This is a genomic window from Brevibacillus reuszeri, from assembly GCF_002897295.1.
In the GTDB taxonomy this organism is placed as follows: Bacteria; Bacillota; Bacilli; order Brevibacillales; family Brevibacillaceae; genus Brevibacillus; species Brevibacillus reuszeri_A.
In genome coordinates this window covers 185,883-197,810 of record NZ_BEXF01000010.1, presented here as the reverse complement: position 1 = coordinate 197,810, position 11,928 = coordinate 185,883, and the positions used below count along the sequence as shown (strand labels likewise).

Here is an 11,928-nt window from a genome sequence, read left to right as displayed (position 1 = left end):
TTAAGGATGAAAACAAGAGTAACTGAACTGCTTCAGATTGACTATCCAGTCGTTCAAGGGGGATTAGCCTATCTAGCATATGCAGATTTGGCTGCCGCGGTGTCAAATGCTGGGGGACTCGGACAAATTACAGCGATGTCCTTGCCGTCCGCAGAGGCACTACGGAAAGAAATTCGCCAGGTTCGACTCATGACCGACAAGCCATTCGGAGTGAATTTTGCTATCGGTCAATACAATCGTCCGTATGAAAAATTGCTTGATGTCGCCATTGAAGAAGGCGTGAGAGCCATTTCTGTTACCGGAGGCAATCCTGAGCCGCTGATCCGCAGGTTGGATGGACACGATGTGAAAAAGCTGGTGCTGGTCGCCTCCGTTCGCCAAGCGCAAAAAGCAGAAGCGATTGGCGCGGATGCTGTCATGGCGGTGGGACAAGAAGGCGGCGGCCACCTGGGACGGGATGACATCGGGACGTTTGTGCTGATCCCGCGCGTAGTCGACTCGGTAAAAATTCCGGTACTGGCAAGCGGCGGCATTGGGGATGGACGAGGAATACTCGCTGCTTTGGCTCTGGGAGCTGAAGGTGTGGAGATGGGAACACGTTTTATTGCCACCAAAGAATGTGTACACGCCCATGCAGCTTATAAAGAAGCCATTCTAAAAGGAACGGAGCAGGACACAGCGGTTATCAAGCGAACCTTGGGGGCGCCAGCACGAGTCGTTCGGACTCCTGGATCTGATCATATTCTCCAGCTTGAGCAAGAAGGAGCTGGATATGAGCAATTAAAGCCGTTCATTAGTGGAGAAAATAATCGCACTTTTATTTATGACGGAGATGAACAAAAAGGATTTGGCTGGGCTGGTCAAGTCATAGGCCTGATTCAAGACGTTCCTTCTGTCCAAGAGCTGTTCACGCGCATGTTCACTGATTTAAGCGAGACATGGGGCCGCATCGAGCAGTACCAAAAACGATAGCGTTTCTTGTTTAAGGGATAGGGTTCCCTGCACTGCGATCGTTATCAAAAACAAAAGAACAGGCTGACGCTTTTCGTTAGAAAGCGGACCTGTTCTTTTGCATATATCTTAACGTATAGAAAGCTTCTGTGTGAATTAGCCTCGATAGAGGTTTGCAAAAAACCTATCGGGAGGCGATATATGTACCGGAGTTGCTGAGGTTGTACAGCTTGGTCAAGACGGAAAAGGTTTCTTCCAGTTGGGTCAAGAGTGCATCCCCGTTAGTCAGTATCGGGTCACTGGAGTCAATCGTTATTCCGCACAAGAGCTCCGCTTTTTTCACATCACCCAGTCGATTTACCAGCTTCAAAACGCCTTCTTTGCCTAGCTCTTGCTGTGATGTGCTGGCAGGCTGAGTATGGTCAGGAGACCAGTGAAAATGATTCGGAACCAGAGCCAAAATGTTATCCAGCTGCTTCTTCATAGCATGGCTGATGTCGGCCTTTGCGGGTGCTTCATAAATCACTGCGTACCATACGAACAGGTGAGTGCCCCACAAACCGATCTGAAAGTGAGGATGCTTTTTGTATCCACGCTTATCAGCAGCCCATGCAACCCATGTATCAACAGGAGGATTGACTGTGCGACGAGCATGTTTGGCCACGTGGTAAAACATCTCGTTTTCGCAAGATACAGAGAGTAGGGGAGCAAAATGTTGGCCGAGTGCCTCCAGTTTAGGGCGAATGATGGATTTGATTGCATCCATACGCTGATCTAATCCTTCGATGGTAAAAACATCGAAATCTTCTTGCGTGAAACCACGGAACGCTGACATGAAACGAACACCTCTTTTTAAGACATCATCGCGCCAAAGGGAAGAAATGGGCGAAAGTCCCTGTCAAGGGAGCTTGGAATCCTCCATATGATATCATACCACGTAGGAAAAAAATACATGCCGGGATATGAATAGCAAAACCTTCGCCTGAATAATATGATATACCACTCACTCCCTTACAGCGAAAATGATAACTGAGTATTCTGTTAAAGGGAGGAGCCTTGATGAATCTCGGCACTGAGTTGGAGTATTTCAATTTGGCCGTTTGGTTTGACCGCAAGACGTTGCACGCGATGTTGCAGGCCCTGGTGGAAGCAGGGGTGAGCGTCAAGTGGAAGGAGTCTCCCGAGCAGTTTCACCTCCTCGTGAACACCACAGATGGTAAGTCCGCTTGGAAAATGCAGCGAGTGAATGGATCCTACAAGCTGCATTTGGCAGGTATTCCTGTCTATGACAAACGTGTGGCCCAAGTGTTGGAGAAGTTTGTTCTGCAAGCCCAGGGGCATGCCATCATTAGAACAATCTTTGACGACAGGGTCAAGCTGAAGCATATCCGTTACGGAGAAGCCATCAGAATAGTGGAAATAAAAGGAGCTGAGAAAAAAGTGATCTACGAAAAATCCTTCAATGTGACTATGGATCAAGTAATTGCCGCTTTGAAACGCCGTGATTTGGAAGAGCGTATTCCTGTTTTGCGTCTGGAATTGGACTATGAGCTGGCGACCTTGTACGATGCGATGCAAGCAGAAGATAATACTCAGATGAAACAATCCAAAGAACGCTTAAAACAGCTCCGCCGAGAAATGCTGCTCCTGGAAGCGTAAGGTAGACTGGAGGATAACCAAAGGACGATGAGCTTAGCACATAGGCATACGGAATGAAAAAAGCGACATCTCGCACATGAGGGTGTCGCTTTTTTTGGTTTGGGAAAAGACTATGTTTGAATGGGCGACGCGACCAAGGTACAATATAAAAGGATTGAAGTGACTATGTACCCAAGTACCAGAAAGGAAGAAAATGTTTTGGAACCATTCCTATCAGAAATCTCCAATGTGGGGATTCTACTTTTGGCTGTCATCGCTTTAAATGTGGTCTTGCTCCTCGTATGCATCATGCAGTCGCTTCGGATTAGCCGGCTGCGCAAATCCATCAACCGTTTTATGACAGGAGCGGGCGGTGCAAATCTGGAGGAAGGGATGCATCGGTTGCTTGATCAAGTCGATGAAGTAAAAAAGTTTCAAAATGACCAGCAATTTATTGTGAATCGTCTTTCACAACGAATCGCGGCGCAGTGTGGGAAGGTCGCTGTTATCCGTTACAATGCTTTTGGTGACGTCGGAAGTGATTTGAGCTTCTCAATGGCAATCGTAGATGATGCTCAAAACGGTGTCGTCATTACAAGCATTTTTGGACGAGAAGAATCACGCGTATACGCAAAGCCGCTAGAAGCAGGTACTTCTGCTTATCACTTGTCAGAAGAAGAACAGGCGGCGATCCGCAAAGCGATGAATCAACAGGTTGGTGCCTAAATAGCAATGAATTTCTTTGAAATCGCTAGCATATGTATGAATGAGGGAGTTCTTTCCGCCTCCAAGCGGTTAAAACCCAATATTGAGCCATTTTGCGAGAATTCATCTGCTTTTTACTCAAGACTTTTGGGTGCGTCTGATGTATAATAAGAAGTGTCAAGGAAGGTTTTTTCGTTAAATACAAAAAGTAGGTGATCCGCCTTCATTACCCAAATCGATTATCGATTCCCGGGGCAAGGCCAGGTTCTACAGCGTTCGTTCGTTGACACTTAGCGTATCTCCTCTCAATTGGATTATTGTTCGGTCAAGTTTGGCCAATGCAAACCAAAAGAATTGAGGAGATATTTATGGCACAGCGTTTAGCAACCAATTACGCCAAGGCCTATTTTACGGTGAATGAAGAAGAGCTGAACCAATTCGTCTCGCTCTTCACCAATGAACACATTTCAGTCGATGTAAAGGTATGTGACAATGGTGACCGTGACGTTATTCTGACCGATAAGAACGGAGAAATTCAATTGAGTTTCTTGCGTGTCGGAAATCGCTTCTCGTGTGACAGCTCTTATCTCATCCGGGATCGACAGCTGGCAAATGCAATGCGTAAAGCAATGAAAGCGTTCCGGGGCTATGGGATTGTCCATCGGATTTATGATGGATTTACGGTCGTGTATCATTACGATCAAGGGTCTGTCGTAAGTATTCAAGAACTCTCTGGTAACGAGGAAACATCCATTTTTGAAAATTCCTCGCCTAGTATAACCAATGAATTGGAATCGCTATTCCAGCAAGTGGGAAGCGAACAGGAAATAGAGTCTCTTCGTCTGGAAACAGATCGTTGGCTGGATTTGCGGAACTGGGCAAAGCAATCAGCCCCTGAAAAGCTGCCAGCAATCGATGCTAGACTGGCTACTCTATCACAGCGTCTATTTGAATTAGAAGTGTAAAAGCAGAGAAAATGGGTGCGAAAGCAGCCCATTTTTTTATTTCTACGATATTCTTGGAAAAAAGTATTGTCAAACTAGGCCAATGCATGGTATGGTTGTTTTCGTTGGAAACAGGATTAGGAACCAGGATTCACTTTAAAGGGTGGATAACAAGAGGGAAACCGCCCCCGTTAGTGAATGACGCAGGTCCTAGCGATGTTTAACATTACACTCGTTAGGAAGGGGGAACCGAAAGATGGAAGAGTATTCGACTTTCGGAAGACACGTTGCTGTTGACACATGGGGAGTTCAGTTTGACTTGTTGAACGACGCAGAGTTTTTGAAAAAGGAAATGATTGAAGCTGCTGAGGCATGTGGTGCTACAGTATTAAGCGTACAAGCAAAGCAGTTTTCTCCTCAGGGTGCTACCGTACTGGTTCTTCTCTCGGAAAGCCACCTGTCCATTCATACGTATCCTGAGCGCGGATTCGCAGCTCTGGATTGCTACACGTGTGGTGAGACGGTTGACCCGCAAGTTGCCATTGACTATTTGATATCCGTGCTGAAACCGGAAAAAACCTACGCGAAGAAACTAGTTCGCGGAACAGGTGAACTGCAAGTAGTTGAGCCAGAAATCAAAGTGGCTGAATTGGCAAGTAAGTAACAAATGTAAGTATTCAAGAGGTGCGGATAGAGTCCGCACCTCTTTTACGTGGGGCATCGTACAGGCGTACAAGCTTCCCTTTGATTTTTTTAACGAGTTGGGGTAATGCCAATAGTCCCCATGTCGTGAAGCAGCTCGCGAAACTCTGTGGAGGTATTCGTTACTTTATTGGTAGCGTTTGAATCCATGTAAACGTTATGCAGGCGGTTTGTGGCTTCTTGATAGATGTCTGCATTGATCGCGCGTATTCGGTTGAACATATTAAAATCCGAGCTTACACGGATATTGTAGGTAGGTGCTACAGAGCGAGCAGCTGCGTGCACCTGCTGCTCAATTACGCGTGCTTGTGGTTCACCCAAATTCGAACGAATACGAATACCGATAACAGCATCTGTCCCAATCACGGCTACCGTTGCTCTATCCACGCCTGGGACGTCATCTGCGGCTTTCGTTAGCTGGTCGGACAAGTTTTGATTAAATCCATTGGACGTATACCCATTTCGATAGTTATGGGCATTGTTCCCTTTCGCGTCTGGATGTAAACCTAGTGTGTGGGGCTGTGGAGTGGCGGGTGAATTCGGATAAGCTGCATTTTGTGTATGGGGCACTGTGGTGTTAGAAGGTCCTGTACCCCCGTTCGCACATCCAGCCATGGCTGTAGAAACGGCAATGAGACCAGCAAAGCAAATAAGCCCGTTCAATTTCATGGGTAGACACCTCCTTCACTTAGTATGATGAAATTGCGTCACACTACTCTGGAAGTGGCTGCCGTAAAAACTACCCATTGTGCCAAGTTTCACGACCTGTTAATATGAATGGTATGCTTAAACTAGGAGGTTCACATGAAGCGTCTTGACATACGCAACATCGCCATTATTGCCCACGTTGACCACGGGAAAACAACATTGGTTGACAAACTTTTGATTCAATCGGGCACGTTCCGCAGCAACCAGCAGGTAGAGGAGAGAATGATGGACTCCAATGACCTGGAACGCGAACGCGGAATTACCATCTTGGCTAAAACCACGTCGGTAAAATACAAAGAGTTTACAATTAACATTTTGGATACACCTGGTCACGCTGACTTCGGTGGAGAAGTTGAGCGGATCATGAGCATGGTGGATGGCGTTCTGCTGATCGTCGATGCATTTGAAGGCTGTATGCCACAAACTCGTTTCGTTTTGAAAAAAGCTTTGGAAGCAAAAGTAACCCCAATCGTTGTCGTGAACAAAGTTGACCGCGACAATGCCCGCCCACAAGAAGTAATCAACGAAGTATACGATTTGTTCATTGATCTGGACGCAACGGAAGATCAACTGGAATTCCCAATCGTATATGCTTCTGGACTGCAAGGGATCGCTGGTATGGAGCCAGACAAGCTGGAAGGCGATCTGCGCCCACTTTTTGATACCATCATTGAACACATGCCTGCACCTGACGCAGATGAAAATGCTCCCCTTCAAATGCAAGTAACCATGCTTGATTACAACGACTTCTTGGGTCGTATCGGTATTGGTCGTATCTATCGCGGAACGATGAACCTGAACGAAATGGTTTCCGTTACTACTCGCGATGGTGAAGTAAAGAAAATGCGTATTCAGAAGCTGTTCGGTTTTTCTGGCTTGCAGCGTGTTGAGCAAAAAACAGCAAAAGCTGGAGACATCGTAGCGATTGCCGGATTGGCTGATATTAACGTAGGGGAAACCGTATGTCATGTGGATCATCCAGATCCATTGCCGTTCCTCAAAATTGATGAGCCTACCCTGCAAATGACCTTCTTGGTCAACAATAGCCCGTTTGCTGGTCGCGAAGGTAAGCATGTTACTTCCCGCAAGCTGCGTGATCGCCTGATGGCTGAACTTGAGACGGATGTATCTCTTCGTGTGGAAGAAACCGATTCACCAGATGCGTTTGTTGTATCTGGACGCGGCGAATTGCATCTGTCCATCCTGGTGGAAAATATGCGCCGTGAAGGTTTTGAGCTCGGAGTATCCAAGCCAGAAGTAATCGTACGTCTCATCGACGGACAAAAAATGGAACCGGCCGAGTTTTTGGTGATTGACGTTCCAGAAGAATATACAGGTCCTGTCATGGAAACATTGGGACAACGCAAAGCGGAAATGGTCAACATGATCAATAACGGCTTTGGACAAGTTCGCTTGGAATTTATCATTCCATCCCGCGGCTTGATTGGCTACCGTACTGAATTCTTGACCATTACTCGCGGATACGGCATTTTGAACCACTCGTTTGACAGCTACCGCCCATTGGTTCAAGGGCCAGTCGGAGGTCGTCATGCAGGTGTTCTGATTTCCCATGAATCCGGTACCGCAACCACATACGGCCTGATGTCCGTGGAAGACCGTGGAATCATGTTTATCCAGGCAGGTACTGAAGTATATGAAGGTATGATCGTTGGGGAGCACAACCGCGATAATGACCTGACCGTAAACGTATGTAAGGAAAAGCATGCAACCAACGTACGTTCTGCAACCAAGGATGAAACAGTTAAGATGAAAACCCCACGTCTCCTGACGCTGGAAGAAGCACTGGAGTACTTGAATGATGACGAGCTGTGTGAAGTAACTCCTCAGTCTGTTCGCCTGCGCAAAAAGCATCTGAACAAATCAGACCGCGAGCGCTATGAAAAGCAAAGACGCTGGGAAGCACAGCCACAAGCATAATGCTTGCTAGGAGATGAAAAAGCCGCACGTCCTGATGAGGGACCGTGCGGCTTTTTGCTTACCTATAACGAAACGGCGTCTAGCTTAGAGAAGGGCTTCGATATCAGCCGCAATTTCTTCAGGCTGGACGCGTGCGCCGATTCGCTTTGCAACCTTCCCGTTTTGATCGACGAGGAATTTAGCGAAGTTCCATTCGATGTCTTGATTTTCTCCGTCAGGTGCATTTGATTTGAGGAATTGATACAGTGGATGTGTATTTGGTCCGTTTACGTCAATTTTCGCAAAGAGCGGGAAAGTAACACCATAGTTTCGATCACAAAAAGCGACGATTTCTTCCGCCGTGCCAGGTTCTTGGCCAGCAAATTGGTTGCAAGGGAAGCCAAGAACGACAAGCCCCTTATCATGGAAGCGCTCATGCAATTCCTGCAAGCCTTTGTATTGGGGGGTCAATCCGCATTGGCTCGCCGTATTTACGATGAGAAGCACTTTCCCTTTGTAGTCTGCCAATGTTTTTTCTTCTCCGGAAATGGTTTTCGCGGAAATATCGTACAGGCTCATTTCGTTCCCACCTTTTTCTATGTAAGTGACATCATCATAACATGTCCAACTTTCGACGTGCCAGCCTGCAACTGTCGCAGTTCGTACACTTTCCAATTTTGACAGGGCAACGGCCACCTGATAAAGTAAAATGGTAGATATTGATATGCTGCACCGGGCACCAACAGAAGTGTCGCAAAAGGACTGGACGCCAGGTCCAATAGGCGGTTGCATGGAGAGTGACTGTCTCTTCAGAAAGTGACTATTCGCTTCATTCTGGAAGATCTATACATTATGTCATGTATATAGGGAACGGGACGGAAGAAAGGAAGTGGACAGGCCCTTTTGACTATCCCGTCTTGGATGCCCTGGTGGAATAATTACGCGGCTTGAGTAAGCAAAGACAAGTCGTGTGCTCAACAGAAAGGGGATATTATGGACTGGGTACAACTTGCTTCTACATATGTACCAGCAAATCCAGATCAGTTGTCTGCTTTTGACAGCTTTCGACTCTGGGCCGATCACAATCGGGCGTGGATCTTGTTTGTTCAATTAATTCTTGTTTACTATTTGGGTTTTGCTACTCGTATTCGCATGCCGATCCTCAAGACGATTTTACTGTATGTCCTCTTGTTTGCAGGAGCACTTATTTTCGCTATTTTGGACGTACAGCTGCCAGTGAAGAGTGCAATGTTGGTAGCAATCGCGATTCTGGTCATTGTCAAGCTGCGAATCAAGCCAGAGCAAACCCAAAGAAAGTGAGGCATTCACATGAAACGGGAAGACGCCCTGATTAATTGGCTGCAAATTCAAGTGGTTGCAGACGCCAGACCGACAGATCAGTCTGCACTTTCTACGGCTGCTTTTTTTCACCAACTGCTCCAAGAGGATCACTTGTGCCGTGAGCTCGGATATAAAAAAGAAGGCGGCTGGTATGTATTGTTCGGTCTATCAGAGTCGGGTCCCTGGGAGAGTCGATACCCCGCAGAAATGGTAGAATCCTTGCTAATAGCTATCGAAAGCGAGCCTAGGTTTAATCAATAAGTTAAGAAAAAAAGCTCCTCCAGTATTGAGCCAAGCTGCTCAAATTATGCTGAGTGGAGCTTTTTGCTGTAGGTACTAAGTCTTGTTTTATCTTCCAATGCAACTTTTACCAAACCTCTGGCGTCAGTAACTGTGCCCAAAGCAGCAAAATGATATTGGCATTGTAGAAGGGGGATTCACCAGTGAAAAAGTATATGACCAAGCCTGTTTTAGCAGTTGTAGCTGCGGCGACCATTATCGGTGGGGTTACACCATTTTTGGCAAATGCAAGCTCAATTGCTTCGCCAAGCGCCACCAAGGTCGTTATGAATGACGAAGGCAAGCAAGTGACTCGTTACAATTTGAAAGAATTGGCAAAGAACGATCCTACCACTCTGAACATGCTTCTGAAAAACCAGGCAGACCATCTGTATATCATTGTGGACAGCATTCATCTGAATACAAAGCTGCAAACGTATATGGAAGAAAACAAGGAAGAATGGGAGCGCATTTACAATCAATATTACGGCGAGATTTGGCTCGAGGTTCGCTTGGCTGAATCTAAAGAGGAAATTGTCAGCGTAAGCGCCCAGACAAAAGATAACAAGGTATACGTTAGAGGAATTGTGACTCCAGATGTAACCAAGGTAGTGGTGACCAAGCCAGACGGAGGTACTATCGAGGTCGTACCAACGAGCGAGCACTCCTTTACCGTTACCTTTGCAGCATTGGACACGGTGACGAAAGGGTACGTGACGATTAATGCTTATGCGGGCAAGGCAATTGTTGACAGCGAGAAGGTAGAGCTTATCCCGCAGGCTGTCGAAGAAGCTGACATGATCATCCATACCGTTTCAGTACTCGATGCGAAAAAAGAGGAGCTGAAGGTTAAGGGTGTAGTGAAGCAAGGCGCAGACAAAGCCTATGTGACTTACAACGGTGAGAAAAAAGAAGCAAATGTCAAGAAGCTGTGGGATGGAGTTGGCAGCTTCTCCGTGACATTGAAGGATGTAAAGGCAGGGCCTAGCCAAGCACTTGTTGAGCTCTACAAGGACGGCAAAAAAATCGACTCAGCGTCTGTAGACGTGGAGATCGTGAATGCTCCTGTGAAAGAAGAAGCAAAAGCCTATACAATCACAGGAACAGCTGTCATTAACCCGAAATATGATAAGGTACAAGTCAAAGGCGCCGTAGAAGGCTGGTCCAAAAAAGCGAAAACAAAATTAATCGTGATTGCCCCCGACGGAAAGAAACATGAAGTCAAGCCGAATGACAAAGGGGAATTCGAAATCGAGCTGTCATTCAAAAATCGCTCCTACAGTGCAAAAACCATTCATTTTGAATTATATCAGGATGACAAGCTTGTGAAGCAGGCAGACATTTTCCATAGTACAAAAGTCGTCGTCAACCCGGACGATCATGATGATAACGACGATGATGACAAAGATAAAAAGGACAAGAAAGATAAAAAGGAAAAAGGGAAGCAAAAAGATAATCATCCCAATGGAAATGCGTATGGATATTGGAAGAAGCATGGCCAGGACTGGAACGATCACGACGATGACGATGATGACGATAAAGATCATGACAAATAAGATTTAATCGTTTCTTAATGCATAGAGGTTTTCTTACGGCTTTTGATAAGATTGAACATATTCAACCAGCTGTCGAATAAAATCACCGATGATCGGGACAGAAAGAAATTGTGTCAGCAGTGAGCCAAGAAGCGTGAGAACAATGGCTGTTCCGATAGTTAAACCAAGACCCCGGGCAAGACCTGCGAGGAAATTAATCCAGAGCAGCTTGCGCGGGGCTGTATAGTTTTGAATGACATCAGCCAATCGGATATCTTCTAAAAACATGGCTACCTTATGCATCCGTTCATTCAATTCGCGAACTTCGTGTAGCTCTCGTAGCATCTGATCAATTTGCGCTAGCATGCGGTCTGTAGGTGACATACGATGAACCTCCTTATCCGTAATGGGACTTAGGTTTCTACCAGTTTAAGGGAAATGTGTTGCTAGAATCAAGGGACCGAGGTAACGTTTGCCTATCCTCATGCAGGGAGGTACAATAGGTATACAAAACACTGCAAGGAGGGATCGGAATGGCTGAAACTGTTTCCCGATCATTATCTGAAGAATTATTTGCGCTCTTGCAACAGGAGCGTTTCATTACTTTGGGTACAATTGACCATGAATCGGGTGCACCGTCGCTCAGCTCCTTGTCTTGGACCTATGCCCCGAATGTTGAGTCGATCCGTTTTGCTGTGGACAATCGTTCTCGTATTTTGACAAACATTGCAAAGGAACCACAGGTGGTACTTCATCTGATCGGGGCAGGCTCTTCGTTTGCGATTAACGGAAAAGCTGTTCTCAAAACAGAGCGTTTAGAAGAGGTTCCTCTCAAGCTTGCGATGGTTGAGATTACGATTGAAACGATCCGAGACATCATGTTTTATGGTTCCCGGATTTCCGTTGAACCGCAATATGAAAAAACGTACGATAAAAATGCGGCGGCAAAGCTGGATAACCAAGTAATGACGGCACTTAAAAACGCAAAGTAAGCATGAAAAAGCATTGTGGAAAATCTTGTTGACAACAAAGAGGACTATCCGTTAGTATTAAGCAATCAAATTGAATAGCAATCTTCTTATCCAGAGCGGCGGAGGGACTGGCCCGATGATGCCCGGCAACCAATCACCTGTATTCATGATACAGGGAGATAATGGTGCTAATTCCTGCAGAGTTATTCAAACTCTGAAAGATGAGAAGGTCTTGCT

General features: G+C 46.2%; 14 protein-coding genes and 1 riboswitch. Of the genes, 10 read left to right on the top strand and 4 right to left on the bottom strand.

Features of this window, described 5'->3' with window-relative positions; translation table 11 throughout:
- Positions 1-6 precede the first annotated feature (6 nt).
- On the top strand, positions 7-972 hold the full coding sequence (locus C3B52_RS17725) for an NAD(P)H-dependent flavin oxidoreductase (protein WP_103107731.1): 966 nt from the start codon (positions 7-9) through the stop codon (positions 970-972).
- Positions 973-1,135: 163 nt separating this feature from the next.
- On the opposite strand, the gene C3B52_RS17720 is transcribed toward C3B52_RS17725, so the two are convergent.
- Positions 1,136-1,786, bottom strand: a complete 651-nt coding sequence (locus C3B52_RS17720; protein ID WP_103107730.1) for a YktB family protein — start codon at positions 1,784-1,786, stop codon at positions 1,136-1,138.
- Positions 1,787-2,010: 224 nt separating this feature from the next.
- Here C3B52_RS17720 and C3B52_RS17715 point away from each other — a divergent pair, with 224 nt between their 5' ends.
- From C3B52_RS17715 to speD, 4 genes are all read left to right on the top strand, one after another.
- On the top strand, positions 2,011-2,610 hold the full coding sequence (locus tag C3B52_RS17715) for a hypothetical protein (RefSeq protein ID WP_103107729.1): 600 nt from the start codon (positions 2,011-2,013) through the stop codon (positions 2,608-2,610).
- Between the two features lie 198 nt (positions 2,611-2,808).
- Positions 2,809-3,315, top strand: coding sequence for a DUF4446 family protein (locus C3B52_RS17710; RefSeq protein WP_103107794.1), 507 nt, complete (start codon positions 2,809-2,811; stop codon positions 3,313-3,315).
- Positions 3,316-3,662: 347 nt separating this feature from the next.
- Positions 3,663-4,259, top strand: a complete 597-nt coding sequence (locus tag C3B52_RS17705; RefSeq protein ID WP_103107728.1) for a hypothetical protein — start codon at positions 3,663-3,665, stop codon at positions 4,257-4,259.
- Positions 4,260-4,494: 235 nt separating this feature from the next.
- Positions 4,495-4,902 carry an adenosylmethionine decarboxylase gene (gene speD, locus C3B52_RS17700; protein ID WP_103107727.1) on the top strand — a complete coding sequence of 136 codons (408 nt, stop codon included), beginning with the start codon at positions 4,495-4,497 and terminating at the stop codon, positions 4,900-4,902.
- 89 nt (positions 4,903-4,991) lie between these two features.
- Here the strand turns inward: speD and C3B52_RS17695 are convergent, their stop codons facing one another.
- Positions 4,992-5,609: a YhcN/YlaJ family sporulation lipoprotein gene (locus C3B52_RS17695; RefSeq protein ID WP_103107726.1), complete on the bottom strand. Its 618-nt coding sequence runs from the start codon at positions 5,607-5,609 to the stop codon at positions 4,992-4,994.
- Positions 5,610-5,744: 135 nt separating this feature from the next.
- Here C3B52_RS17695 and typA point away from each other — a divergent pair, with 135 nt between their 5' ends.
- Entirely contained in the window at positions 5,745-7,586 is a 1,842-nt protein-coding gene (gene typA / locus C3B52_RS17690; RefSeq protein ID WP_103107725.1) for a translational GTPase TypA, read from the top strand.
- Between the two features lie 84 nt (positions 7,587-7,670).
- Here typA and C3B52_RS17685 read toward each other — a convergent pair whose 3' ends face one another.
- Positions 7,671-8,144: a glutathione peroxidase gene (locus C3B52_RS17685; RefSeq protein WP_103107724.1), complete on the bottom strand. Its 474-nt coding sequence runs from the start codon at positions 8,142-8,144 to the stop codon at positions 7,671-7,673.
- Positions 8,145-8,558: 414 nt separating this feature from the next.
- On the opposite strand from C3B52_RS17685, the gene C3B52_RS17680 reads away from it, so the two are divergent.
- The 3 genes from C3B52_RS17680 to C3B52_RS17670 all read left to right on the top strand — a co-directional run bounded on the left by C3B52_RS17680 (position 8,559) and on the right by C3B52_RS17670 (position 10,741).
- On the top strand, positions 8,559-8,885 hold the full coding sequence (locus tag C3B52_RS17680) for a YlaH-like family protein (protein ID WP_103107723.1): 327 nt from the start codon (positions 8,559-8,561) through the stop codon (positions 8,883-8,885).
- 9 nt (positions 8,886-8,894) lie between these two features.
- Positions 8,895-9,167, top strand: a complete 273-nt coding sequence (locus tag C3B52_RS17675) for a hypothetical protein (protein WP_103107722.1) — start codon at positions 8,895-8,897, stop codon at positions 9,165-9,167.
- A 182-nt stretch (positions 9,168-9,349) separates the two neighbouring features.
- Positions 9,350-10,741: a hypothetical protein gene (locus C3B52_RS17670; protein WP_103107721.1), complete on the top strand. Its 1,392-nt coding sequence runs from the start codon at positions 9,350-9,352 to the stop codon at positions 10,739-10,741.
- Between the two features lie 33 nt (positions 10,742-10,774).
- Here the strand turns inward: C3B52_RS17670 and C3B52_RS17665 are convergent, their stop codons facing one another.
- Complete coding sequence (locus C3B52_RS17665; protein WP_103107720.1) at positions 10,775-11,104, bottom strand: DUF5665 domain-containing protein; 330 nt, start codon at positions 11,102-11,104, stop codon at positions 10,775-10,777.
- A gap of 149 nt (positions 11,105-11,253) precedes the next feature.
- On the opposite strand from C3B52_RS17665, the gene C3B52_RS17660 reads away from it, so the two are divergent.
- Entirely contained in the window at positions 11,254-11,712 is a 459-nt protein-coding gene (locus C3B52_RS17660) for a pyridoxamine 5'-phosphate oxidase family protein (RefSeq protein ID WP_103107719.1), read from the top strand.
- Between the two features lie 83 nt (positions 11,713-11,795).
- Positions 11,796-11,919, top strand: a riboswitch (SAM riboswitch).
- Positions 11,920-11,928: the final 9 nt, after the last annotated feature.

Excerpts from the sequence above, each read along its gene's own strand:
- C3B52_RS17725 (WP_103107731.1), top strand. The coding sequence starts at position 7 with ATGAAAACAAGAGTAACTGAACTGCTTCAGATTGACTATCCAGTCGTT.
- C3B52_RS17720 (WP_103107730.1), bottom strand. The coding sequence starts at position 1,786 with ATGTCAGCGTTCCGTGGTTTCACGCAAGAAGATTTCGATGTTTTTACC.
- C3B52_RS17715 (WP_103107729.1), top strand. The coding sequence starts at position 2,011 with ATGAATCTCGGCACTGAGTTGGAGTATTTCAATTTGGCCGTTTGGTTT.
- C3B52_RS17705 (WP_103107728.1), top strand. The coding sequence starts at position 3,663 with ATGGCACAGCGTTTAGCAACCAATTACGCCAAGGCCTATTTTACGGTG.
- speD (WP_103107727.1), top strand. The coding sequence starts at position 4,495 with ATGGAAGAGTATTCGACTTTCGGAAGACACGTTGCTGTTGACACATGG.
- C3B52_RS17695 (WP_103107726.1), bottom strand. The coding sequence starts at position 5,609 with ATGAAATTGAACGGGCTTATTTGCTTTGCTGGTCTCATTGCCGTTTCT.
- typA (WP_103107725.1), top strand. The coding sequence starts at position 5,745 with ATGAAGCGTCTTGACATACGCAACATCGCCATTATTGCCCACGTTGAC.
- C3B52_RS17685 (WP_103107724.1), bottom strand. The coding sequence starts at position 8,144 with ATGAGCCTGTACGATATTTCCGCGAAAACCATTTCCGGAGAAGAAAAA.
- C3B52_RS17680 (WP_103107723.1), top strand. The coding sequence starts at position 8,559 with ATGGACTGGGTACAACTTGCTTCTACATATGTACCAGCAAATCCAGAT.
- C3B52_RS17675 (WP_103107722.1), top strand. The coding sequence starts at position 8,895 with ATGAAACGGGAAGACGCCCTGATTAATTGGCTGCAAATTCAAGTGGTT.
- C3B52_RS17665 (WP_103107720.1), bottom strand. The coding sequence starts at position 11,104 with ATGTCACCTACAGACCGCATGCTAGCGCAAATTGATCAGATGCTACGA.
- C3B52_RS17660 (WP_103107719.1), top strand. The coding sequence starts at position 11,254 with ATGGCTGAAACTGTTTCCCGATCATTATCTGAAGAATTATTTGCGCTC.